A 20,933-nucleotide genomic window follows, 5' to 3' on the forward strand; every position below is an offset into this window, starting at 1 on the left:
TTCGGGGAACAGGAGGGCGGCAGGATGATTACCCAGACAATCGAGCCAATCACGCAGGAGCGGCCGCTTAGCTGCGCCGAGCTGCGCGACTGGGTGCGGGCGGCGCAGCCCGGAGCGCGCAAGATCTATGGCCACGGAGCCTGTGCATCGGTGTGCTGCAGCAAACCCGTGCGCGAGCTGGTGATGGACCTTGCGGGCAAGGGATACCTGACGCCGCACACCATGCGCCTAGGGGGCGAGAAAGTGCAGATCGTGCAGCGCACGCGCCGGCCGTTGCTGAAAGGGGCTGCGCTGTGATCGGTCCCGACATGCGCAGCAGCGCCTGCCAGGCGCTGGCCGGCGCGCTGATCGCGAGCCTGATGGTTGGAAGCATGGCCATTCTGATGATGCTGGCCGCGGCGGGGGTGTTCGGATGAGCCGGTATCGGCCCGATCCCGGCGTAGGTGACGTGATCGCCTATCTGGAGCGGCGCCGCGCGAACTGCCTGACGGTGGCCGAGCGCAGCCCGGATGAAGCGGAGCGGGCGACCGTGATGCGCCAGCAGCTGGACCTGATCCTGGGCGACCTGCGCGCCGGGATGCACGAGGGAGAGGCCGGCATCGGCCTTTCCGACGATCCCCATGACTGGATGGAGGTTTGACGATGGCCAAGCAGAAGGTCGACCGCCTGAAGATGAACCCGCCGCTGGGCCGGATGCCGGTGCTGCAGATCCTGCCGCCGCACGAGCTGGAAGTGGATGGTTCGTATCAACGTTCGATCGAGGCGGCGGACAGCCAGGCGTTGATCAAGCGGATCGCGCAACACTGGAACTGGGACCTGTGCCAGCCCCTGGTCGTATCGCGGCGGCGCGGCGAGCAGGGCGAGGCGGACAGGTTCTTCGTGATCGACGGTCAGCACCGGCTCGAGGCGAGCCGGCTGCGCGGGGACATCGGGCAGTTGCCGTGCGTGGTGGTGGAATATGCCGGAGCGGCGGACGAGGCGGCGAGTTTCGTGCACCTGAACCAGCAACGCCGGCCGCTGTCCAAGCTGCAGCTGTTCCGCGCCGCGGTATCGAGCGGCGATGCGCAGGCCTGCGCGATCGTGGAAGCGCTGGCCGATGCCGGACTGGAAATGGCCACGCATACCAACTGGAACTACTGGAAGCCAGGGATGGTATCCAATGCCGGCGGGATCGAGCGGGCCTGGGAAAAGAGCGGCGAAAAGGTGACCCGGACCGCCTTGCGGGCGCTGGGGCTGGCATTCCAGGGGCAGGTCATGCGGTTTGCTGGGACGATCTTTCCCGGGATTGTCGCGGTCTGCACCGACGAGATGCCGGGCGGCCACCCGTTCGGCGAAGGCAGGTTCGAGACGTTCCTGACCATGCTGACGCGGCGCACGCAGGTGGCGTGGCGCGACGACGTGGCGCGGATCAAGGGCGAGTATCCCGACCTGCGATACGGCGATGCCGCGGCCAGCGCGATCCGCGCTGCCTGGGGCCGCGCGGCGGGCGCCGAGGTGCCGCGCCGGGCGCCGGTGGCAGTTGTGGCGGGAAATGGCGCAAAGCCTGACGCCCCTGCGCGGCCCCTCGATCCGCTGGCGCCCTACACCGGCACCAGGTGGTGCGATCAATGCGACATGCAGGTCAGCTTTGCCGAACTTTCGGGCTGCAAGAGCCGGTGGTGCACGCTGAAGAAACTGGCCTGAGGAGGCAGAGACGACGATGGCGACGAGAACACAAGCCGAGCCGCAAGCCGGTGCACAAGGCGAGCCGCAAGTCCAGGACAAGCGCATTCCGAAGACGCGGATCCGCGCGGGTACGCTGCGCGCGGCGTTGAAGGACGTGACCGGCGTGGTGGAGGGGCGCAACACCACGCCGGTGCTGGCCAACGTGGTGCTGGAGGTGATCGACCAGCGGCTGACGCTGACGGCGACGGACCTGGACATCTGGGCGGTGCGCGACTGTGCGACCGACGACAGGAGCGGGCCGGATTGCAAGGCCTGGCTGGACACGATTCGCATGTTTTCCGTGTGCCTGCCGGCAAAGCCGCTGGAGGCCGTGCTGGCCGAGTTCGACGCCGATGCGATGGTGACGATCGAGGCGCCGGCGGAGATCGATGCGCGCTGGGCCGGGCAAGTGACGGTGCGTGCCGGCAAGGCCCGGTTTCGCCTGCATGCCCTGCCGGTGGCCGATTTTCCGTTGCTGGGCGCGATGGAAATCGATGCCGGATTCGAGATGCGGTGCAGTGCGCTGGCCGACGCCATGGCCGGGGTGGACCATGCGATCTCCACCGACGAGACGCGGTACTACCTGAACGGGATCTATCTGCACCCGGACAATCTGGACCTGCGCCTGGCGACGACGGACGGGAGCCGACTGGCGCTGTGGTCTATCGACGGACCGGACGGAGCCGCAAGCTTTCCGTCGGTGATCGTGAGCCGCAAGACCGTGGCGGTGCTGGAAAAGCTGCTGGCCGGCGCGATCAAGGCGGCGGACGAGAAGGCGGAACCACCCCGCGTGCTGGTGGAAGCCAATGCCGCCGGTTCGCGCCTGCGCTTTGCGATGCCGGCCGAGGACGGCGGCGAAGTGGAAATCGTGGCCAAGACGATCGACGGGACCTTTCCCGACTATCGCCGGGTGATCCCCGATGCGCCGGAGCACCGCGCGACGATCGGGCGCAGCGCGCTGGCGGCCGCGGTGAAACGCATGGCGGTGCTGGCGGACGGCAAGTCCCGCGCGATGAAGATCCACTTTGCGCCGGGGCAGATGACGCTGTCTGTGCGCACGCCGGAGCTGGGCGACGGCAGCGAGGAGCTGGACTGCGCATACGACGGGCCCGAGATCGAGATGGGTTTCGACAGCAGGTACCTGCGCGAGCTGCTGGGCGCGATCGCGAGTGACACGGTGGCACTGCAGTTCAACCCCGATGCTCTCGGCGCGGTGCGCGCGGCCGGGTGGGTGCCGGATGCAGGCGGAGGTGCGGGAAGCGAGACCGGGCCGCTGCTGCAGGTGATCATGCCGGTGCGGGTGTGATGTCTGCCGCCGCGCCAGACAACGCCTGGTCGGACCTGGGCCCGACGGCGCCAAGCCGGATGCAGGTCTATCTGCTGGCCTGCGACCTGGGCCGCCTTGCGCAGCTGGCGCAGGAGCTTTCGAGCGCCGGCCCCGGGACGGACGTGCCGCGTGCTGTCGCGACGCTGGAGCGGGCGCGGGACCTGCTGGGGGGTGGTGATGGGCTATCCTGAAACACCACCGGAGCGGCTGTCGAACGATCCGACGCACCCTGACTACCATCCTTGTTTGGTGAGGGTAGGAATTCGCTTCGACGGTAGCGTCCGATCCGATGTCTGCCGCTACGATATCAAGCGCGGTTTGATCGTCATCCGATCAGGAAAAATGCATTTCGGAGAGGTTGAACCTTTCTGGCGTTGGGATGAATCCCGCCAGGAGCGCCGCGCCCGTGAGCGTTTCGATCAGACGCGGGGTGCTCGTGCCTGAAGCCGCTACCATCGAACAGCGCAAGGCAGAAGTCCGCCAGCGGCTGTCGATCGGGGACGTGATCGGCAAGCACTGGAAGCTGATCGGTTCGCCCAGCAGCGCCAGGCGACGCGCGCAGTGCGGGTTTCATGGCAGCAATTCGCTGAGCTTTTCGGTGAAGGATGCCGATTCCGGCGATGGATTCGGGCATTGTTTCGGCTGTGGCTGGCATGGCGACATGTTCCGGTTCCTGATGGACCTGAAGGGCTGGCCGTTCATGGAAGCGCTGGCCGAGCTGGAGCGTGAAGCCGGGATCGTGGAGACCGGCGGCGACGAGCGCAGTGCGCGCGGCACGGTGCAGCGGGCGAAGGCCCCGCAGCCGCGGCGGCAGCGGGAACGGCAGCTGATCGAGCCGGTCGACATGGGCCGGTGGATCTGGAAGCACGCGGTGCGCGACGATCGCGCGGTGCGGCGGTACTTCATGGGGCGCGGCGTGCCCGAGGCGATGCTGGGCGCCGAGCGCCTAGATCAATTCCGGTACATGGCTGATTGTCCATGCGTCAGCTGGGAACAGGGTAGCGATCCACGCAAGGTGATCCATGCGCCGGCGGTTATCGCGCTGGTGCGCGAGCCGCATTTCCTTGGAGAAGTTCCCGCGCTGGAATGGGTGCCGGTGGGTGTACACGTCACGTACCTGAAACCCGATGGCACCGGCACGATGGTTCGGCGCAAGACCTGGGCCAAGGCGGACGACAAGGAGCCCAATCTACCCAAGCGGCGGATGCTGGGGCCGACCGGCCGGGGTTGCGTGGTGTTGGGGCACTACCACCCCGGGGCGAAGTTGTGGTTGGGTGAAGGCAACGAGACGGTGCTATCCGGCATGGCGCTGGGCAAGGCCGGGGCGGACGACGTGGGGATCGCCACGCTGAGCCTCGACAACCTGCAGGGCCATGTCGCCAAGTGGCGCGGCGGGGTGTGGCCGCTGTTCGCGATCCGGCCCGATCCGGAGCGGCCGTGCTTTCGGGTGCCGGGGCATCGCGGGCCGGTGGTCGGGCTGGTCGATTCCGACATGAGACCGCTGAAGGGCATGAAGGATCCGCGCACCGGCGCGTTCCAGGGCGAGCCGGTGGTGGAGTGCAAGGGCGGCCCGATCGTGCGGCGCGCGATCACCGGCGCCGAGCGCGCGCAGATCTGCGGCGAGCTGATCGTGAAGGGCTGGCGCGCGGCCGGATGCCCGGTGGAGGCCATGCGCGCGCCCATGGGCATGGATTTCAACGATGCAGTGCGGGAGGCGGTGTGATCCTTGTACCCGAAATCAGTACGGTCGTCATTCTAACGCCAAGAACAGGCACACGGGCGCTCAAGCGAGCTATTGCGCAGAGGTATCCGGAAGCGACCCTGCTTTATCGGCATATGGAGGCGGACGGCGTCCCCTTCGGCTACGACCGATGGCGAAAAGTGGGTGTGTGTCGCAATCCCGTCGAACGTCTGTGGAGCCTGTACAAGTATCTCGATCGGTTCGGGCTCGATTGGTGTGCCGAGCATGACGAGACGTACACTGCGAGAATGCGCGACAGTGTGCAGGTGCCTTTCGAATGGTGGCTGATGCACAACGATCTTCCGTTCACAACGCCATACGATTCGGCGGGGCTTGGGCGGTTCTTTCCGGCCTATGCTTGCCGTCATCCTCTGCCGGAAAACCGCAAGAGCCAGTTCATGTACCTTCGGCCGGATCTCGGCACCGAGATTTATCCGTACAGCCAAATTGGGAGGCTGTTCGCTGAACTGGATGTTGATCCGCCCCGACTGAACGGAACCAGCGCAGTGAATGCGCCAACGCTTTCATCTGAAGCGCAGGAATATGTGTCCCGATGGTTTGCTTGGGATCTTCATTATGGATGACGACCTCTCCGGCCGTCGCGATCCGTCATCCGGCCATTCCAAGGATCTGCTGCTCGGCCACATCCGGGCGGTGCGTGACCTGCGGGACCAGCGGCGCGACATCAATGCCGACATCGCCGCGCGCAAGAAGGAAGCGCGCGACCAGGGATTCGACAGCACCAAGATCGAGGAAGTCGTTCGCTGGATGGAGAAGTGCGACAAGCACGGCCGCGAGACGATGGACGAGGCCGAGGCGCTTTACGAGATGTATCGCGCCGTGGTCGACGCGCGCGGCGAGGACTTCGATTCGATCATGGCCGATGCCCGCGACCGGGCCCTGCTGAAGATCTTTGCGCCCGAGGACCAGCTGGCACCGCAGGCGCCCACCCGGAAACAACGGGCCGTGACCGACGCGATGGCGGCGGCGCACATGAGCCGCATGGCGCGAGGATAGGGGATTTTCCGTGAGTTCTGACGGGGGGATGCTGATTCCGGTTCCAGTGGACGATCCGCTGCGCCTCGCCATGTTCGAGTGCAACGATTACGGCAACGGGCGCCGGGTGGAGGCGCTGGCCGGCGGCAAGCTGAAATGGGTCGATGACAAGTTCTGGGCGGCCTATGACGACCGGCGCTGGTCCGAACGCGAAGGCGCGCACCGGGCCCGGCAGATCGCGCACCAGGTGGCGCAGCACCTGCACGAGGAAGCCTTTGCGCTGGGCGAGCTGATCGGCGATCCGAAGAACCCGAACCGGCAGGCGCTGACCGAACGGTTCGGCGAATGGTTCACGCCCGAGCTCGCCATCGAGAAGCTGACGCAGCTGCACAAGCATGCGATCCGGTCCGGCAACGCCAATTTCACCACCAACATGTTGATCCAGGCGCGCGACCTGCCGGGGATGCGCGCCGACCTGGAGGACTTCGACCGCGATCCGCTGACGTACAACGTGCTGAACGGCACGATCCGGTTCCGCAAGGATGATGCCGGCGTGTGGCGGCTGAAGTTCCAGCATGGACACGAGCCGGGCGACATGCTGATGCAGCTGGCCAACGTCGAATTCGATCCTGCCGCGAAATGCCCGATGTGGGAGAAGCGGCTCGAGCTGGTCCAGCCCGACCCCGAGCAGCGCGCGATGTTTCCGCGCATGTATGGCCAGACGCTGACCGGGCTGACCGATTCCGAAGAGTTCTATGTCCACAAGGGCCGGGGCGGCGACGGCAAGAGCAAGACGCACGAAGTGCTGGCCGAGATCCATGGTGACTATTACCGCCATGCCGCAGTGAAGACCTGGCTGCAGGCGAGTTTCCAGAAATCGGGCGCGGAGCACCGGCGCGACCTTGTCGACCTGTCGGGCGACGTGCGCTTCATCGTGAGCGAGGAACCGCCGCCCCGGGTGACGTGGGACGGCGAGCTGCTGAAGCAATGGACTGGCGGCGGCAAGATCACGGCGTTCCAGGCGGGCGAAAAGAAGCCGGTGGTGTTCAAGCCGCGCGGCAACCTGTTCGTGGAAGTGAACCCGACGCCGAAGATGCCGGGCGACGACAAGGGCTTTCGCCGGCGCTTCCGCCTGGTGCTGTGGCTGGTCGACCTGGCGACGATACCGGGCGGGTTCGAGCCGCCGGCCGAGCTGCATGCGCGGCTGATGACCGAGGCGAGCGGGATCCTGAACTGGATGATTGCGGGGTGCCTGGAATGGCTGGGCGACCGGCGCGTGCCGATGCCAGAACGCGAGGCCGAGGCGCTGGTGTCGTTCTGGGCGCAGGGGAACCCGCTGGGCGAGTGGCTGGGCGAGGAATGCGACCTGTCTGACCGCGACGCCACGACCGGCTCCACCGTGCTGTGGGAGGCGTTCAAGACGTGGATGGAGCGCAGCGAGCTGGAGGAAGAGCAGCGCAAGAAGTGGAACACCACCCGCTTCGGGCGCGAGCTCAACGACCGCCAGATCATCGGCACTAAGGATCGCCGGGGCCTCAAGATCCGGCGCGGGATCAGGCTGCGCGCCGCCGACCCGCTGCTGGCGAATGAACAAGGGCCTTCTGCCGGCAGGCCCAACACGGCGTCGGCGGAGCCGACCCGCGATTTTCAGGACGGTCAGCGTCGTGATGACGGTCTGGGCGACTGGCAGGGGCAGCCGTTCGGCGACGGCGATCCGCTGGGGGGTGACTGAGATGCGCTCGCTGCGGAACACGGTGACGGACAGTGACGGAGGGTTGGGGTCAACTCTCCGTCATTTCGGGAGCGCGCGGCGGCGGCAGTATGCCGAGATGGTGGTCGACCGGCGGTTTCGGGCCGGTGACGGAGGGTTTTGCAGGACAGTTGCCGGTGGGTTTGAAGGAAACTCTCCGTCGCTGAATGGCGAGTGACTGCAAGGGTTTGGCATGGGTGACGGATAGTGACGGAGGGTTGAGAGGGGTTTCCGCTTCCATGTGCGCTGGTGCGCCCATGGGCCGCCGGTAGCTTAACCCTCCAACCCTCCGTCATTGAAGTTCTCAAGAGTTAGTCAGTGGAGGTAGTTATGGTTTCAGTTCGGCGAAGCGATGTGCCTCTGGCCCGGGAAGGGATGGGCGCACGGGCCCGACCCTGGGAGCGGACGGGCGCCATCGACGTCGAGCTGCTGGCCCAGTGGGCCTATGGCGTGCAGATGGTCGACCGGTTCGAGGCGGCGGGGCTGCACCGGGTGGAAGCGATGGCAGCGGGACTGGAGCCGTCGTCCCTCTCGGCGGACGGCGTAGGCCAGCTGATGCAGATCGAGCACCTAGGCTGCCGGATCGATCGCGGCGGGGTGCAGATCACCGACAACGTCCATCCGGCCGCCTATGCCGTGGCCGGGGCATTGCGCGAGATCGCGAACGGGGATCGCGTCCGGTTCCATGCGCTGGCGGGAACGCGGCCTGCCCAGTGGCAGCCGCCAGAGCGCAAGGTGCGCGCCGCGATCTGGATCAAGGAAGGGACCGAAGCCATGGTCGAGTACGAAGGGCCGGGGCGCAAGGGCGGCTACTGTCAGGTCATCTACACGTGGGATGCCCGGCGCGAGGCCTGGGGACGGGAGCAGTACACGGTGTGGTGGGAGGCGCTGGGCCAGCTGGCCTATCGTCTCTCGACCTATGCCTTCGGGTTCATCGTTACCGGCCCGGCGGCGCCTGCCTCGCCCTGGCATCCGAAATCGGAGGCAGGCCGACCGATTTCCCTTGACGAATCGGTCGAGGCCGGAGGCCCCCCCAACGGGTCCTCCCAGAGCCCCCGCCGGTAATGGGGGCCGGCAGCGCGGCGCGTGAGAGTTTTTTGGGATTTGCGGTAATCCTTGGTTTTGATTGGGTTTTTTGACTGATTTCCGGGGTTTGGGGCGCAATGGAATTGCGTGGGACGTAACAGAATTGCGGAGTGAAGCGGTGAGCTTGATCGTCAACATGGATGAATTCTCGGAGCTGTGCGGGGTGACGCCCGAGACGATGCGCGGGTACGTCCGGGCGGTTGAGGGGAACCCTTCGTGGCTGGTGGAGCGTGGCAGCCGGGGGCGGGACTACAAGATCGATGCGGAAGGCGGGCTCGACTGGTGGCGCAAGCGCCGTGCCGAGGAGTCCGCCGCCGAGGATGCCAGGCAAGAGCAGCTGCAACTGCTGCGCGCGGATCTGCTGGGCGATGTCGCGGAAGGTTCCGACGGGCTCTCGCTGTCGGGCAAGCAACGGCGCGAGGAATACGCGGCCGTGCTGGAGCGCATCAAGTTGCGGCGGTTGATGGGCGAGCTGGTCGAGCGGGTCGACATCGAGGAGCGGCTTTCCCACGCGTCGGTGGAATGCCGGCGGCGGCTGATGCAGGTGCCCGCCGAATTCGCGGTGATGGCCGGGCTGTCGCTGGAGGAAGTGAAGCCGCTGACGGATCTCCTCGAGCGGACCGTCGACCAGTTCGTGACAGCCATCACGCTGCCGCCCGCACGGGAGACGGACGATGCTTGAACTGGACGGCCAGCACGATCCGCTCGCCTTCGCCGATGCGGGCATGATCGTTGCGGAGTGCCTGTCCGAAATGCGGTTTCCCGAGCGGGTCTCGGTTTCCGCGGCGGCGCGACGGCATCGCGTCCTGGCTAACCCGGGCGCCTATTCGGGCCCGTGGGGCGAAGGGCCGCACTTCGTCGATCACCTCGACCGGATCATGGACTGCCTGGGCACCGATTCCCCCCACGACGAGGTCTTCGTGATGGGCCCATCGCAGACGGGCAAGTCCGAGATCGGGAACAACTACCAGCTCCATTCGATCATCTACGATCCCGCCGACATGCTGTTCGTGATGCCGGACCGGACATCGATCGACAGCTATGTGAAGACGCAGTTCGCCAAGATGATCGAGCTGGCCCGCGACGACGAAGGCCGTCCCGTGCTGCTCGACCGGATGCTGCCGGGAAGCTCATCCGATACGATCAACCTGAAGCGGTTCCGCGGCGGCGACCTGCACTTCCTGTGGCCTTCGGGGCCGACGTTCCGCGCTCGTCCGATCCCGCGCGGCCGACTGGACGACCTGGATGATATCCCGACCGACATCGGCGATCAGGGCGACGCGGTTTCGCTGATGCGCGGCCGCATGAGCAGCTTCTCGGTCTACGGGCAGACAATGCTCTATGTGAATTCGACGCCGAAACTGGGGCGTCATGCCGGCATCGAAGGCATGGTCGCGGCCGGTACCGACGAGAGGCTGTGGGTCGATTGCCTGCACTGCCACGAGCCTTTTGCGTTCTATGTCGATGCGCTCGAGTTCGATCAGACCGGCACCAAGGAAGACGCGGCCTCCAGCGCCGAGGTGAAGTGTCCATCGTGCGGTTCCCTCCACGGCCCGCGCGACAAGCGGGCGCTGCTGCAGACCTATCGCTGGGTCGGAAAGGGCGAAAAGGCGGTTTCGCGGCAGGCGGAAGAGACCGGAAAGACGGGCGAACTGATCGCGAACCGGCGGGCCTCGTTCCGGCTCGACGGGCTGTTCGGGTTCCGGCCCTGGAGCGAGATTGCCGCGCTGGGACGCGAAGCCGACATCAAGCTGGAGTACGAGCAGGACGAAGGGCCGCTGAAGGCCTGGAACCAGACCATCGTCGGTCGCAATCATGTGCCCAAGACCAACGGCGAGAGCCCGGTAACGGAGGACGAGCTGTTGCAGCGGGCGAAGGCGGCGCCGTGGGTGGTGGGTGAAGTGCCGCCGGGCGTGCAGGTGCTGATCGCGGCGATCGACCAGCAGGTGAACCGGTTCGAGGTGGGGATCTGGGGATTCGGGCAAAATTTCCGGGCCTGGCTGGTAGACCGGTTCAAGATCGATGCGATCGAGGATGCCGGGGAGGCGCGGACGCTGAAGCCGTTCACGCGGCCGGAGGACTGGGCGGCGATCCACCGCTACGTGATGCAGAAGAGCTATCCGATCTCGGGCGCGCCGCACCTGCGGATGAAGCTGTTCAACACGGTGGTGGACACCGGCGGCCTGGACAATGCGACCGACAATGCCTTTGCCTGGTGGTTCGCGATGGTGGCCGGCGATCCGGCATCCGGCCGCGCACCGATCCCGGCGACGGCCATCACGCTGTTCAAGGGCGGCAATAACCCGAAGGGCAAGCTGCTGCCGCAGCCGACGCCCGACGCGAAACGCCAGATCAAGGGCGCGCCGCAGGCCGAGCTCTACATTCCCAACGTGAACCGGGTGAAGGACATCCTGGACGTGCGGTTGAACCGCAGGGACGACGGACCCGGGCATATCGCTTTCCCGGCGGACCTGGACCCGCGGTACCTTGCCGAAATGCGGGCGGAAACCAAGATCGGCGACCAGTGGACGCGCGAGCCGCACACGGCGAACGAGACCATGGATACCTACGTCATGGCCTATACCGCGGTGCTGCGGTTCGGCGCCAGCGACGCAAGCCTGGGCTGGGTTCCGGAATGGGCGCGGCCACCGCGCGGCGCACCGGCCAAGCTGCAGCAGCCCGTGCCCGAACCGGGTGCGGCGACCACTGGACAGGATAGCGCGAATCGCCCCCCGAATCGGCCCACCGAACCGCCCGAGCAACCGATGACGAAGATCGTGAAATCGGTTGCCAAAAGGCCCGTTCAGACCCGTCCCCGGAGAAAAGTGAGGTCGAGTCGGGGGTAAGGCGCGCTGTGGACGACGAATGCGCGGGCGATGATGGGCGTGGACAAGATACGGAATTCAATAGATAATAATTAATTTCTCGGGGTGGATTGACCGGGATCGAATTAATTGACAGCTTCACAAGCATCGGCGTTGCGCGCCCTGAGGAAACCCCGCTCCGGAAGGAAGCGGGTTTTTTTGTGCCCGGTTCGGGTTCGGTTCGCGACGCCTCAACTCATCGAACAGGACCGAACCCATGGCAGCCTCCCAAGCGGAGATCGCGGCGGCGCTCGCGCGTCTCGAAGCGTACCAGGCCGCCGAGATGGCGGTGCTGCGAAACCAGTCCTACGAGATGCCCGACGGGCGCAAGCTGACCCGGGCCAATCTAAAGGACATCCAGAACGGACTGGCGCTGGCCCGCGCCGACTATCAGGCCGCCGTGGGCGAACCTGTAGTGCGCGGCCGTGCCCGCCGTTTCGTGAACATGAGCCGCTGAGACGATGGAACCGGTACGCCCGACCCTTTTGGACCGCGCCCTGGCGGCGGTGGCACCCGGACGGGCGGCGCGGAGGCTTGCCGCCCGTGCATCCTACACGGCCATTGCCGCCAGCGTGACCGACCCGGAAGGGCGGATCGAGCGGACGAGCGGGTATCGGGCCGGCCGAAGCGATCGCCGCCAGACGAAGGGATGGTTCGCGCGACCGAAGTCCGCGAACAGCGACGGGATCGGCAGGCAGCAGACGCTGATCGGCCGTTCGCGCGATGCGGCGATGAACCTGCCGCCGGCCACCGCGGCGATCGAGCGCAACGTGACGTTCGCGATCGGCACCGGGCTGATGGCGATCCCGGATCTGGACGGCGAGACGCTGGGACTGACTCCCAAGGAAGTCGCTGCCTGGACGGCCCGGATCAAGCGGGACTACGACGAGTACATGTCGTCCACTGATCCCGATGCGGAAAGGACCGCGACGGGATACGGGCTGCAAGAAGTGGTGCTGCGCGGCCAGCTGGAATCGGGCGACCTGCTGGGCCTTCGCTGCTGGCCATCCGACCAGATCGGTCGCGTCACCATGACGGCGTGGAAGCTGGTCGAGGCGGAGCGGGTGGTAAGCCCCTTCGGGCATGTCGATGGCAAACGCTGGGGCGGCGAGAATGGTCCGGTCGTTGTCGGCGGGGTCGAGCAGGACAGCTACGGCGCGGCGCAGGCCTATCATGTCCTGACCAAGCCGCGCGGTCCCGGCAACAGCGGGCGCCGTGCGAACGACACCACGCGCTACGAGGCGTGGGGCAAGGAAACGCAACTGCCGACCGCCGTGCTAGTGTTCGACAAGCGCCGTCCGGAGCAGGCGCGCGGGGTGCCGCTGCTGGCGCCCGTGCTCGAGCTGGTGAAAGTCTTCGCCGATGCCACCGACGCCGCGGCGCTTTCGCTGGTGCTGCAATCCATGCTGGCGGTGGTCTATTCGTCTCCCGGGGCAACGGCGATGCCCGAACCGGAATATGGCGATGGCGAGCTCGTCCAGGCGGAGGGCGTTCCGGAGACACTGTCCGGCGGCACGTCGAGCGACATCAAGATGGAACCGGGCATGGTCGTCGAGATCGACTCCGATGCCAAGGTGGACCTGAAATCGCCGGGCAAGGACAACCCGGTCTACGAGAAGTTCTTCGAGGCCGTGCTTACCCAGATCGGCGCCGCGATCGGGACGCCGTTCGGCGTGCTGATGGCGCGGTTCAACAGCAGCTACACCGCCAGCAAGGGCGAGATGGAGCTGTTCTACAAGGAAGTCCTGCGCCGCGTCGGCAGGTTCACGGCGAGCTGGTGCAAGCCGGGCTACGACTGCTGGATGTACGAACAGGTCGCGCGCGGGGTCTACGACCTGCCGGGCTTCCTCGACGACCTGCGCGTTCGCGCTGCCTGGTGCTCGGTGCGCTGGGCCGGCGACGGCAAGATCAGCCTCGACCCGCTGCGGGAAGCGAAGGCGCTGGAAGTCCACGAGGCGCATGCCTGGCAGACCGGCCAGCAGATCGCGGCGGCCATCAATGGCGGCGACTACGATGCCAACGTGCAGCGGCGCGGGGCCGAGCATCGCCAGTTCGTGGACGAAGGACTGCCGATCCCGAATGCACAGGGCGGTGGCAGCGATACCGGCGGGACGCAGGCGTCGGCCGATGGAACTAGCAATGGAGGATCGAGCCAATGAACCGGGCCTATTCGCGCGCCGGCATCATCGCGCGCCTGTTCAACCAGCCTCTGGCTGTGCTGCCCGAGACGGCGGCGATCGTGCTGGGGGCGATCGGGCAGCGGTTCGACGTGCAGAACCTGTTCGTCGCGACCGACGGCCGGTCGCTCAATCTGGGTGAACTGGAGCAGCTGGCCGCAGACAAGCGAGTGGAGATCGAGGCACGCGGTGGCGTAGACCGCCAGGCCCGGATGGTTCCCGCCGATCGCCTGATGTTCGTTCACAACGGCGTGGCGCATGTCGGCGTTCGTGGCGAGACCGTTGCCGAGAACGGGATTGGGCCCATGTCCGGCTTTACCGGCTACGACGGGATTGTTGCTTCGGTGCAGAGCGCCGATGCCGATCCCAATGTGCGTGGCATCCTGCTCGACATCGACAGCCCTGGTGGTGAAGTTGCCGGGCTGTTCGAGGCCTGCAGCATCCTGATGGCGCGGCGCGGCACCAAGCCGATGCGAGCCATGATCCGCGGCGTCGGGGCATCGGCGGCCTACCAGATCGCGGCCTGTGCCGATGAAGTTACACTGCACGAGCTCGGTCTCGCCGGATCGAACGGGTGCATTTCGATGCACGCGGATTTCTCGGCGGCGCTGCAGCAGGATGGGATCAAGGTCACCCTGTTCGCCTCCGGTGCCCACAAGGCCGACGGCAACCCGTTCGAACCGCTGCCCGAAGACGTGGCCAACATGATCCGGGCCCGAATCGAAAGCTCGGCGGAGCGGCTCTTCGCGCACGTGGCGGCTGCACGCGGCCTGACGGTCGAAACGGTCCGGGCGCAGCAGGCGCAAATCTATACGGGCGAGGAAGCCGTCGCGGCCGGCCTCGTCGACAAGGTCATGGGCTGGCAGGACTCGATGGACGAGTTCGAGGCCGCCGTGAATGCCCCCACCGCAAGAACAGGCGGGGGCGCAATGGCTCCGACCGGAGCGCGCTCATCGAAAGGAAGTGCCATGAGCAATGGAACGACCGCGCCGGCGGCGGAGCAGCAGCCGGAAAACACCCAGGCCACCCTCGAGGCGGCCCGCACCGAAGGCCATGCGGCCGGGCGTGCCGAAGGCCTGCAGGCCGGAACGACTGCCGAGCGCGAGCGCGTTTCGGCGCTGGTCGAGCTCGACGCGGCCTCGACCGTCAGCCCGGCCCTGGCCGCCGCGATCGCTTCGGGCGCCAGCGCCGGAGACTTTGCCATCGATCTTGCCAAGGCGAGCAAGGCCAAGCTGGGCGCCGCGCTGTCGGCCGCGAAGACCGAGGCGGTGACCGAGCTGCCCGAAGGATCGGCCAGTGCCGGCATTCCGGGGGCGTCCGGCAAGACGAATCGCGGGCAGGCCTATGCCGAGAAGAAGGCAGCCTCGGCCAAGGCCTGATCCCACCAACCGCCCATAGAAGCCCGGTCGTGGGCTGACCGGCCTTTCGGAGACAATCCATGTACGACAGTGCATCCTACTCGGCGGAAACGCCGTTCGCGCCCTCGCAGATCCTTGCGGGCGGCAGCTACACCACGCGCGTGGTGACCATCATCTCGGGCCAGAACCTCGAGGCCGGCGCGGTGCTCGGCAAGATCACCGCGAGCAGCAAGTACAACCTCTCGCTTTCGGCCGCCGCCGACGGTTCGGAGACCCCGGACCTGATCCTGCTGCAGGACGCCGATGCCAGCGGCGGCGACATCGAGGCACTTGCGCTCGAAACCGGCCAGGTCAACGCCGATGCCCTGACCGTCGGCACCGGCCACACCATCGCGAGCATTCGCGAGGGCCTGCGCGGCAAGGGCATCACGATCGACGACTGATCCTCCGCTTCCTCCCGGGGCGAGCGGACGCCCCTCCTCCTGACCCGCCCGCCGGAAACGGCGCGGCGGGTCTTTCATTCGGGAGTACCGATTCATGACCGACCTGAACTACGGCACGTTCGCCCAGGACGAACTGATGCCGCTCATCCCGTCGCTCTTCGTGCGCGGCAATTTCCTCACGCTGACCTTTTTTCCCGAGGTCTTCGAATTCGACACGGCCGACGTTTATTTCGACCGCGTGCTCGACGACATGCGCATGGCACCGTTCGTGGCGCCGCTGGCGCCGGGCAAGATCCTACAGCCGCGCGGTTTCCAGAAAGAAACCATCATCCCGGCCTCTATCAAGCCGAAGGACCAGATCACCGGCAAGGAAGTGCTTTCGCGCATGGCCGGTGAGCGGATCGGCGGCGAGATGTCGGCAGCGGACCGCGAGGCGGCGATCCGCGAAATGTACCTGATGAAGCATCAGGAGCGCATCGCACGCCGGCATGAATGGATGGCCAGCTCCATCCTGCGAACGGGATCGGTCACCATCGCCGGCGACGATTATCCCTCGACCGTGGTGAACTTCGCGCGCGCGGCGGCGCTCACCGTTACGTTGCTCACCACGGCCCGTTGGGGCGAGACCGGGGTTTCGCCGTTCGACGACGTAGACGGGTGGATGAACGATACGGCTTCCGAGTGCGGTGCCGCCGTCGACATCGTGGTGATGGACAAGCTGGCATGGGGCTTCTTCGCGGATGATCCGAAGACGCAGAAGGCTCTCGACACCACGCTGGGGCAGACCGCCGCGATCGACCTGGGATTCACGCCGGGCGTTCCCGGGGCACCGCAGTTCAAGGGCCGGATCGGCGCGGTCGAGTTTTACGTCTACAATGACGTGTACCACGACGACAGCTTCACCAAGCAGCAGCTGGTGCCCGACTACACGGTGATGATGGGCAGTCGCTCCGGCTATGCCGGGTCCAAGCTCTGCGGCGTCGTCCAGCACGCGGAAAACCACTACGAGAAGGGCGAGTTCTTCCCCCACGAGTGGATCGATCAGAACACCGGCGCGCAGTGGGTCGAGACGATCACTTCTCCTATCCTCGCGCCCAAGCGCGTGAACGCCTCGTTCTGCGCGACGGTGCGCTGAGCCTTTTCCAATCAACCCCTGTGATCGTGGCGGCCGCATGCCGTCACGATCCCATTGCGAGTACAGACAATGGCAAAGACCAATATCCTGGTTGCGGCCGCGACGCTTGTCGGCCCGAAGGCCAAGGGCGAGACCACGCCGTTCCGCCTGATGCAGGGCAAAGAGCTGACGGCCGAAGCGAAGAAGAAGCTGGGGCTCAACGCCGATGCCGTGAAGGACCTTATCGATCGCGGCCATGTGGTGGAGACGGAAGTCCGCGCCGCCGAGGGCGGCAAGGCCGACACGTCCGAGCTGCAGGCCCGCGTCAAGGAGCTGGAAGAGCAGCTCGAAGCGGCGACGAAGCTGCAGGAAGAAACCGCGGCCAAGCTGGCCGAGGCGACGAAGGCTCCGGCCTGAGGCCCTGAGCGATGTCTGCCCTTCGTCATGCTCAGAGTGATCGGAGTCTCTGATCATGGCTGTTGAATCCGCCGAAGACCTTGCCGGGATGTTCGATGTCGAGGAGTTCGCCGAGAGCGCCTTGTACACGGCGCCCGGCGGGGGCTCGGCCGTCACCTGTACACCGATCGTCGATCGCGGACAGGGGCGGGAGATGTTCGACCGAGGAAGGGGGCGGCAGTTCGACAGGGGCGAGCCCGTGGCGACCGGCAGCGAGCGGCACCTGTGGGTGCGCAAGACCGCCAACGGCAACGGCGGGCTGGCGGACGTGGTCCGCGACGGCGTGTTCGCCATGCTCGATGCGGACGGCGTGGCCACCGGCGAGGTGTTCAGGGTTGCCGGCCTGCCCAAGCTGGACCATGCGGGCGCGCTGTGGTCGGCCGAACTCGTGATCGGGAGCTGAGGCGATGGTGACGCTGGCAGGCGGTCGCGGCTTCAAGGGATCGGGCGCTTTCACGGGACAGGGCTTTCGCATCGCCTTCGAGCGCGAGAAGCCCGGCCCCTACGAAGCCATGCGCGACGAAGGCGTCGCGATCCGCGGCGCCAGCATCGACGCGGTCACGAAGACGACCGAGCAGGTCAAGGAACAGATCCGTGACTACATCGATGCGCATTTCGGCGGTTCGGACTTTACCAGCAACGGCCGTCGCCGCGTCGCCAATGCATCCGCCCAGAGCGTGTTCTACGACGAAGTCGACACCAAGGGGCAGTATGCGGGGCTGGTCTATTCCAAGTTCGGCAAACGGGACAAGGGCGGCTTCGTCGACTACCTGCTGCTGCACATCCGCGGCGACACGATCCGCCCCGGTCCCGGCGAGAACTGGCTGAAGATCGAGAACCCGAAGGCCGGCGGGCTGGGCGTGGCGCAGACGGGACATTTCCCGATGTCCGGATCGGACATCTTCTTCCTGCCGTCGAAGGATGGAAAGAAGCTGTTCCAGCTGCGCCGGTACCGCAAGTCGAGCCGATCGGCCGACCGCGGCAAGACGCAGCTGCTGGCGACGCTGATGCGCAAAGTCACCGTGCCGGCGAGCCTTTCGGGCATCGATGCCATCGCCGCGCGGCGGCCGGACATGTTTGAAGGATTCTTCGCGCGATCGCTCAAGGCGCATCGCGATGCGCTGGAGGGGCGGTGATGGCATCGGTACGCGCGCAGATCTTCGCGGCGGTCAAGGCGAAGCTGGAGACCGTCAAGGCCGACCTTTCGTTCCAGTCGGTGCTGGTCAACCCGCGCGAGGAAGTGGGCGAGGACCAGATGAACGCGCTGCTGTTCTGGCACGGCGGCGACCTGGAGCCCGATGGGCTGACCGGCCATGTCGACCGGCGGCAGCTGGAATTCACCGTGGGCTGGATGGTCCGCGAGACATCGGCCACGCCGGCGGAAGACCTGCTCGACGCGGCATTCGTTGCGGTGAGCGATGCGCTGATGAATCCGGCCGACATCCAGCTTTCGGGGCTGGCCATCGCCATCACGCAAGGGGCGCTGAGCGATCCGATGATCGGGCGCGCCAGATCCGGCGCGCTGATCCTGGGCGGCCAGGCCTGCGACTTCGCCGTCGAATACCTTGCCCGCGAGGGCGACGCATCAACCGTGAGCCCGTGAGGGGCCGCAATCCGGAGACGATCATGACGAAGAAGATCCCCGCCCACCGGGCGGAAACGTCGCCGCGCGCCGGCGGTGCCCACAAGATCGAGCAGGCGCCGAAGCACAAGGGGACGCGCCAGGCGGCATCGGTCAAGCCGGCGCCGCCTGCCCCCTCGACCCCGCCGGCCGAATGACCGCCTTTCCTGAAAGGACCTGAGCAATGAGCGATTTCCTGACCCGCAACCGGCTCGCGCTGGCCAAGATCGAGACGACTTCCGGCACCGATGCCACGCCCGTGCCAGCGACCGACGCGGTGCTGGTGGAAGAGCCGCGCGGCACGCCGAACATGGAACTGGAGCAGACCGACGAAGTAACCGGTTCGCTCGACCATTCGCAGTCGATCGTCGGCGGCGGCTACCTGCAGCACACCGCGCGGTTCTTTGCCAAGGGCAGCGGCACGCCCGGCACGGCCCCGGAAAGCGCGCCCTACCTGCGCGCAGCCGCGATGGCGGAGACGACGCTGGCCGCCGACGAGAGCGACACGGCACAGGCGGGCGCGGCATCGACCATCACGCTGGCGGCAGGCGCGGCTTCGAGCGACCTGACCGGCTTCGTGATCGCGACGACGGGCGGCACCGGATCGGGCCAGACACGCGTAATCACTGCCTATGACACGGGCACCAAGGTGGCGGCTGTCTATCCCGCCTGGGACACGGTGCCGGATGCGACGACGACGTACACGGTTTACGCCGGGGTGCTCTATGTGCCGGCATCCGCCGCGCTGGAGACGTTGACGCACTATCTCTACAAGAAGAATTCGGGCAGCGGGAACGCGATCCTCGAAGCGCTGGTCGGCGCCGCGGTGGACCTGTCCTTCGCGGTGCAGACGCGCCAGACCGGCAAGTTCACCGCCACGCTGCGCGGCAAGCTGCAGGCAGGAACCTCCGTCGCCAATCCGACCGGCGCCGTGTTCGACGCCACGCGCCCGCGCCCGCTGCGCGATGCCGATGCCGTGCTGGGCGGCAACCCGGTATGCTTCCGCAACTTCACGCTCGACTGGGGCAACCAGATCGTCCAGGGCGACTGCCCGGGCGAGACGTTCGGCTATGAAGCCGCGCGCGTGGTCGACCGCCGCCTGAGCGGGCGGATCAACCCCAAGCTGGTGACGCTGGCATCGCGCGATGCCTTCGCCGACCTGATCGCGGGAACGACGCAAAAGCTGTGGCTGAACTGGGGCGAGACGGCGGGCAACCGCGTCTCGATGTATCTGCCGGCCATCGCCTATACCGGAAAGGAAGACGACGACCTCGACGGCATCAGCGCCGACGGCCTGCCGTTCGAGGCCACCGGCATCGATTCCGGCGTGTTCCTGCTGTTCTACTGAGGCGGGCATGACGACAAGCCGGGAAGACCTGCACCCCTGCCCGATCGGCGGCGTGACCTGGTGGCTGCGGACGCCCACCGTGTTCGACCCCGCGCGCATGCGGCGGGTGCTGACGCGGCAGGGCGTGCGCCGGCCGACGCTGACGGAAATGCGCGTCGCCTCTCTGGCGGGCATTGCCGCGATCGCGGAAGCGGTAGGGGATACCGCCGAAGGCGAGCGACAATCGGCGCTGCTCGAAGAGTGGTACGAGATCATCGTGCCGATCGACGAGGACGACGTCGACGATCCCGATCCGGTAAGCCGATCGGCCGAGCTGGAACGGCGCAGGGCCGAGCAGCTGGACCGGCAGCGGGCGCTGATGGCGGACGTGATCGCGATCGAGGCGAACCTGGAACGGCATCACCCGCCCTACCGCGAACTGGTGGCAGACCGGCAATACTGGGACGAAGTGTCGCAGATCGAAGTCGTGCGCATGCTGTTGCTCCGAAAGGACGATGAGCTGCTGGCGCGCGATCCGGACGGGATGCTGACGCAGGCGACCTATGCCTCGATTCCCGAGGGGCATCGCGGCTTGCTGGCAAAGTTCGCGATGGCGCTGCTGGCGCCGGACAAGGCCACGGAAAAAAACTGATCATCGCCGCCGCCTATGCCTTCGATCCGGAGGCATTCGAGGGCGGCGAGGATTACACGCCCGCGCATCCCCTGCGCGGCGATACCTTCATCGGACAACAGCCCGCCGGCGTGCGCTGGCTGCATGTCCACCCCGACTACATCGTCACCCCCGAATCCTGGGACTCGGTGCGCCTTGCCAGCCAGTGGCGTGAAGGCGTGCTGCCGGAAAGCGGCGGCGTGGGCGAGCAGGCCGCCATGACGGTCGCCTGCATCGAAGTGGTGCTTTCAGCCTGGTCCCGCATGCGAGCGGCGCGGAACCGCAAGGACAAGGAGTGA

27 protein-coding genes are annotated in these 20,933 nt (G+C 66.6%); all 27 read left to right on the plus strand.

Going from position 1 to position 20,933, the window contains the following annotated elements; all coding sequences use genetic code 11:
• The first annotated feature begins 24 nt into the window (after positions 1–24).
• The 27 genes from NZK81_RS02980 (at position 25) to NZK81_RS03110 (ending at position 20,933) form a co-directional block, all read left to right on the plus strand.
• Positions 25–297: a hypothetical protein gene (locus NZK81_RS02980; protein ID WP_260043666.1), complete on the plus strand. Its 273-nt coding sequence runs from the start codon at positions 25–27 to the stop codon at positions 295–297.
• A complete protein-coding gene (locus NZK81_RS02985; RefSeq protein WP_260043667.1) occupies positions 294–416 on the plus strand; it encodes a hypothetical protein in 123 nt (40 codons plus the stop codon). The genes NZK81_RS02980 and NZK81_RS02985 overlap by 4 nt, the downstream gene beginning before the upstream one ends.
• The gene (locus NZK81_RS02990; RefSeq protein WP_260043668.1) at positions 413–640 is read left to right on the plus strand and encodes a hypothetical protein; all 228 of its coding nucleotides are present in this window, start codon (positions 413–415) and stop codon (positions 638–640) included. The genes NZK81_RS02985 and NZK81_RS02990 overlap by 4 nt, the downstream gene beginning before the upstream one ends.
• A 2-nt stretch (positions 641–642) precedes the next feature.
• Positions 643–1,683, plus strand: a complete 1,041-nt coding sequence (locus tag NZK81_RS02995) for a ParB/RepB/Spo0J family partition protein (protein WP_260043669.1) — start codon at positions 643–645, stop codon at positions 1,681–1,683.
• 16 nt (positions 1,684–1,699) lie between these two features.
• The gene (dnaN, locus tag NZK81_RS03000; RefSeq protein ID WP_260043670.1) at positions 1,700–3,010 is read left to right on the plus strand and encodes a DNA polymerase III subunit beta; all 1,311 of its coding nucleotides are present in this window, start codon (positions 1,700–1,702) and stop codon (positions 3,008–3,010) included.
• 59 nt (positions 3,011–3,069) lie between these two features.
• Positions 3,070–3,222, plus strand: a complete 153-nt coding sequence (locus NZK81_RS03005) for a hypothetical protein (protein ID WP_260043671.1) — start codon at positions 3,070–3,072, stop codon at positions 3,220–3,222.
• On the plus strand, positions 3,209–3,475 hold the full coding sequence (locus NZK81_RS03010; protein ID WP_260043673.1) for a DUF3297 family protein: 267 nt from the start codon (positions 3,209–3,211) through the stop codon (positions 3,473–3,475). The genes NZK81_RS03005 and NZK81_RS03010 overlap by 14 nt, the downstream gene beginning before the upstream one ends.
• A complete protein-coding gene (locus NZK81_RS03015) occupies positions 3,438–4,754 on the plus strand; it encodes a CHC2 zinc finger domain-containing protein (protein WP_260043676.1) in 1,317 nt (438 codons plus the stop codon). Before NZK81_RS03010 ends, NZK81_RS03015 begins: the two co-directional genes overlap by 38 nt.
• A complete protein-coding gene (locus NZK81_RS03020; RefSeq protein ID WP_260043678.1) occupies positions 4,751–5,356 on the plus strand; it encodes a hypothetical protein in 606 nt (201 codons plus the stop codon). Before NZK81_RS03015 ends, NZK81_RS03020 begins: the two co-directional genes overlap by 4 nt.
• Positions 5,349–5,789 (plus strand): GapR family DNA-binding domain-containing protein, encoded by a 441-nt coding sequence (locus tag NZK81_RS03025; protein ID WP_260043679.1) that lies wholly within the window; start codon positions 5,349–5,351, stop codon positions 5,787–5,789. Before NZK81_RS03020 ends, NZK81_RS03025 begins: the two co-directional genes overlap by 8 nt.
• Before the next feature lie 10 nt (positions 5,790–5,799).
• Positions 5,800–7,500: a DNA primase family protein gene (locus tag NZK81_RS03030; RefSeq protein WP_260043680.1), complete on the plus strand. Its 1,701-nt coding sequence runs from the start codon at positions 5,800–5,802 to the stop codon at positions 7,498–7,500.
• Between the two features lie 393 nt (positions 7,501–7,893).
• The gene (locus NZK81_RS03035; protein ID WP_260043681.1) at positions 7,894–8,583 is read left to right on the plus strand and encodes a hypothetical protein; all 690 of its coding nucleotides are present in this window, start codon (positions 7,894–7,896) and stop codon (positions 8,581–8,583) included.
• Positions 8,584–8,722: 139 nt separating this feature from the next.
• Positions 8,723–9,286 (plus strand): hypothetical protein, encoded by a 564-nt coding sequence (locus NZK81_RS03040; protein ID WP_260043682.1) that lies wholly within the window; start codon positions 8,723–8,725, stop codon positions 9,284–9,286.
• Positions 9,279–11,450 carry a phage terminase large subunit family protein gene (locus tag NZK81_RS03045; RefSeq protein ID WP_260043683.1) on the plus strand — a complete coding sequence of 724 codons (2,172 nt, stop codon included), beginning with the start codon at positions 9,279–9,281 and terminating at the stop codon, positions 11,448–11,450. The genes NZK81_RS03040 and NZK81_RS03045 overlap by 8 nt, the downstream gene beginning before the upstream one ends.
• Before the next feature lie 235 nt (positions 11,451–11,685).
• Entirely contained in the window at positions 11,686–11,925 is a 240-nt protein-coding gene (locus tag NZK81_RS03050) for a hypothetical protein (RefSeq protein ID WP_260043684.1), read from the plus strand.
• 4 nt (positions 11,926–11,929) lie between these two features.
• The gene (locus tag NZK81_RS03055) at positions 11,930–13,627 is read left to right on the plus strand and encodes a phage portal protein (RefSeq protein ID WP_260043685.1); all 1,698 of its coding nucleotides are present in this window, start codon (positions 11,930–11,932) and stop codon (positions 13,625–13,627) included.
• Positions 13,624–15,024, plus strand: coding sequence for a S49 family peptidase (locus NZK81_RS03060; protein WP_260043687.1), 1,401 nt, complete (start codon positions 13,624–13,626; stop codon positions 15,022–15,024). Before NZK81_RS03055 ends, NZK81_RS03060 begins: the two co-directional genes overlap by 4 nt.
• Positions 15,025–15,083: 59 nt before the next feature.
• Complete coding sequence (locus NZK81_RS03065) at positions 15,084–15,446, plus strand: head decoration protein (protein WP_260043689.1); 363 nt, start codon at positions 15,084–15,086, stop codon at positions 15,444–15,446.
• A 94-nt stretch (positions 15,447–15,540) separates the two neighbouring features.
• The gene (locus tag NZK81_RS03070; RefSeq protein ID WP_260043691.1) at positions 15,541–16,581 is read left to right on the plus strand and encodes a major capsid protein; all 1,041 of its coding nucleotides are present in this window, start codon (positions 15,541–15,543) and stop codon (positions 16,579–16,581) included.
• 69 nt (positions 16,582–16,650) lie between these two features.
• Complete coding sequence (locus tag NZK81_RS03075) at positions 16,651–16,977, plus strand: hypothetical protein (RefSeq protein WP_260043693.1); 327 nt, start codon at positions 16,651–16,653, stop codon at positions 16,975–16,977.
• A 55-nt stretch (positions 16,978–17,032) separates the two neighbouring features.
• The gene (locus NZK81_RS03080; RefSeq protein ID WP_260043695.1) at positions 17,033–17,419 is read left to right on the plus strand and encodes a hypothetical protein; all 387 of its coding nucleotides are present in this window, start codon (positions 17,033–17,035) and stop codon (positions 17,417–17,419) included.
• A 4-nt stretch (positions 17,420–17,423) separates the two neighbouring features.
• Positions 17,424–18,152: a hypothetical protein gene (locus tag NZK81_RS03085; protein ID WP_260043696.1), complete on the plus strand. Its 729-nt coding sequence runs from the start codon at positions 17,424–17,426 to the stop codon at positions 18,150–18,152.
• Positions 18,152–18,619 carry a hypothetical protein gene (locus tag NZK81_RS03090; RefSeq protein ID WP_260043698.1) on the plus strand — a complete coding sequence of 156 codons (468 nt, stop codon included), beginning with the start codon at positions 18,152–18,154 and terminating at the stop codon, positions 18,617–18,619. Before NZK81_RS03085 ends, NZK81_RS03090 begins: the two co-directional genes overlap by 1 nt.
• A 23-nt stretch (positions 18,620–18,642) precedes the next feature.
• On the plus strand, positions 18,643–18,795 hold the full coding sequence (locus NZK81_RS03095; RefSeq protein ID WP_260043700.1) for a hypothetical protein: 153 nt from the start codon (positions 18,643–18,645) through the stop codon (positions 18,793–18,795).
• Positions 18,796–18,821: 26 nt separating this feature from the next.
• Positions 18,822–19,985 (plus strand): phage tail tube protein, encoded by a 1,164-nt coding sequence (locus NZK81_RS03100; protein ID WP_260043702.1) that lies wholly within the window; start codon positions 18,822–18,824, stop codon positions 19,983–19,985.
• 7 nt (positions 19,986–19,992) lie between these two features.
• A complete protein-coding gene (locus NZK81_RS03105; protein WP_260043704.1) occupies positions 19,993–20,616 on the plus strand; it encodes a hypothetical protein in 624 nt (207 codons plus the stop codon).
• Between the two features lie 110 nt (positions 20,617–20,726).
• Positions 20,727–20,933, plus strand: coding sequence for a hypothetical protein (locus tag NZK81_RS03110; RefSeq protein WP_260043706.1), 207 nt, complete (start codon positions 20,727–20,729; stop codon positions 20,931–20,933).

Source organism: Novosphingobium mangrovisedimenti (assembly GCF_025153475.1).
Taxonomy (GTDB): Bacteria; Pseudomonadota; Alphaproteobacteria; order Sphingomonadales; family Sphingomonadaceae; genus Novosphingobium; species Novosphingobium mangrovi_A.

Excerpts from the sequence above, each read along its gene's own strand:
- NZK81_RS03095 (WP_260043700.1), top strand. The coding sequence starts at position 18,643 with ATGACGAAGAAGATCCCCGCCCACCGGGCGGAAACGTCGCCGCGCGCC.
- NZK81_RS02990 (WP_260043668.1), top strand. The coding sequence starts at position 413 with ATGAGCCGGTATCGGCCCGATCCCGGCGTAGGTGACGTGATCGCCTAT.
- NZK81_RS03080 (WP_260043695.1), top strand. The coding sequence starts at position 17,033 with ATGGCTGTTGAATCCGCCGAAGACCTTGCCGGGATGTTCGATGTCGAG.
- NZK81_RS03045 (WP_260043683.1), top strand. The coding sequence starts at position 9,279 with ATGCTTGAACTGGACGGCCAGCACGATCCGCTCGCCTTCGCCGATGCG.
- NZK81_RS03055 (WP_260043685.1), top strand. The coding sequence starts at position 11,930 with ATGGAACCGGTACGCCCGACCCTTTTGGACCGCGCCCTGGCGGCGGTG.
- NZK81_RS03085 (WP_260043696.1), top strand. The coding sequence starts at position 17,424 with ATGGTGACGCTGGCAGGCGGTCGCGGCTTCAAGGGATCGGGCGCTTTC.
- NZK81_RS03100 (WP_260043702.1), top strand. The coding sequence starts at position 18,822 with ATGAGCGATTTCCTGACCCGCAACCGGCTCGCGCTGGCCAAGATCGAG.
- NZK81_RS03050 (WP_260043684.1), top strand. The coding sequence starts at position 11,686 with ATGGCAGCCTCCCAAGCGGAGATCGCGGCGGCGCTCGCGCGTCTCGAA.
- NZK81_RS02995 (WP_260043669.1), top strand. The coding sequence starts at position 643 with ATGGCCAAGCAGAAGGTCGACCGCCTGAAGATGAACCCGCCGCTGGGC.
- NZK81_RS03005 (WP_260043671.1), top strand. The coding sequence starts at position 3,070 with ATGCAGGTCTATCTGCTGGCCTGCGACCTGGGCCGCCTTGCGCAGCTG.
- NZK81_RS03025 (WP_260043679.1), top strand. The coding sequence starts at position 5,349 with ATGGATGACGACCTCTCCGGCCGTCGCGATCCGTCATCCGGCCATTCC.
- NZK81_RS02980 (WP_260043666.1), top strand. The coding sequence starts at position 25 with ATGATTACCCAGACAATCGAGCCAATCACGCAGGAGCGGCCGCTTAGC.
- dnaN (WP_260043670.1), top strand. The coding sequence starts at position 1,700 with ATGGCGACGAGAACACAAGCCGAGCCGCAAGCCGGTGCACAAGGCGAG.
- NZK81_RS03090 (WP_260043698.1), top strand. The coding sequence starts at position 18,152 with ATGGCATCGGTACGCGCGCAGATCTTCGCGGCGGTCAAGGCGAAGCTG.
- NZK81_RS03010 (WP_260043673.1), top strand. The coding sequence starts at position 3,209 with ATGGGCTATCCTGAAACACCACCGGAGCGGCTGTCGAACGATCCGACG.
- NZK81_RS03075 (WP_260043693.1), top strand. The coding sequence starts at position 16,651 with ATGGCAAAGACCAATATCCTGGTTGCGGCCGCGACGCTTGTCGGCCCG.
- NZK81_RS03065 (WP_260043689.1), top strand. The coding sequence starts at position 15,084 with ATGTACGACAGTGCATCCTACTCGGCGGAAACGCCGTTCGCGCCCTCG.
- NZK81_RS03105 (WP_260043704.1), top strand. The coding sequence starts at position 19,993 with ATGACGACAAGCCGGGAAGACCTGCACCCCTGCCCGATCGGCGGCGTG.
- NZK81_RS03060 (WP_260043687.1), top strand. The coding sequence starts at position 13,624 with ATGAACCGGGCCTATTCGCGCGCCGGCATCATCGCGCGCCTGTTCAAC.
- NZK81_RS03070 (WP_260043691.1), top strand. The coding sequence starts at position 15,541 with ATGACCGACCTGAACTACGGCACGTTCGCCCAGGACGAACTGATGCCG.
- NZK81_RS03035 (WP_260043681.1), top strand. The coding sequence starts at position 7,894 with ATGGGCGCACGGGCCCGACCCTGGGAGCGGACGGGCGCCATCGACGTC.